Origin of the sequence: Limosilactobacillus reuteri, from assembly GCF_002254085.1 — a bacterium.
In the GTDB taxonomy this organism is placed as follows: Bacteria; Bacillota; Bacilli; order Lactobacillales; family Lactobacillaceae; genus Limosilactobacillus; species Limosilactobacillus reuteri_K.
The window spans coordinates 1-523 of the sequence record NZ_NGPY01000067.1 but is presented as its reverse complement, the minus strand read 5'-3'; the positions used below and the strand labels follow the sequence as shown (position 1 = coordinate 523).

Sequence of the window (523 nt, the reverse complement as noted above, 5' to 3'; positions counted from 1 at the left end):
TTGGCTGCACTCGTGGGTGCCCTGGTGCTGGCGCTGGTGGAGGCGCTCGTTGCCGCTCTAGTGGATGCGCTGGTGGAGGCTCTCGTTGACGCACTTGTTGAGGCGCTTGTTGAGGCACTCGTTGATGCACTAGTTGTGGCGCTAGTCGAGGCACTTACTGACGCACTCGTTGACGCACTGACTGAGGCGCTCGTCGATGCACTCGTTGATGCGCTTGTTGACGCACTTGTTGAGGCACTCGTTGAGGCGCTCGTTGATGCACTTACTGAGGCGCTCATTGAAGCGCTCGTCGATGCACTTACTGAGGCACTCGTTGAAGCGCTCGTTGACGCACTAGTCGAGGCACTTACTGACGCGCTCGTTGACGCGCTTGTTGATGCACTCGTGGATGCGCTCGTCGAGGCGCTCGTTGAAGCACTCGTTGAGGCGCTCGTTGATGCACTTACTGAGGCGCTCATTGAAGCGCTCGTCGATGCACTTACTGAGGCACTCGTTGAAGCGCTCGTTGACGCACTAGTCGACG

1 protein-coding gene is annotated in these 523 nt (G+C 58.5%); it reads left to right on the top strand.

Features of this window, described 5'->3' with window-relative positions; genetic code table 11:
• A partial coding sequence (locus tag CBG10_RS11295; protein WP_458251634.1) for a hypothetical protein occupies nucleotides 1-523 on the top strand: 523 nt, incomplete at both ends.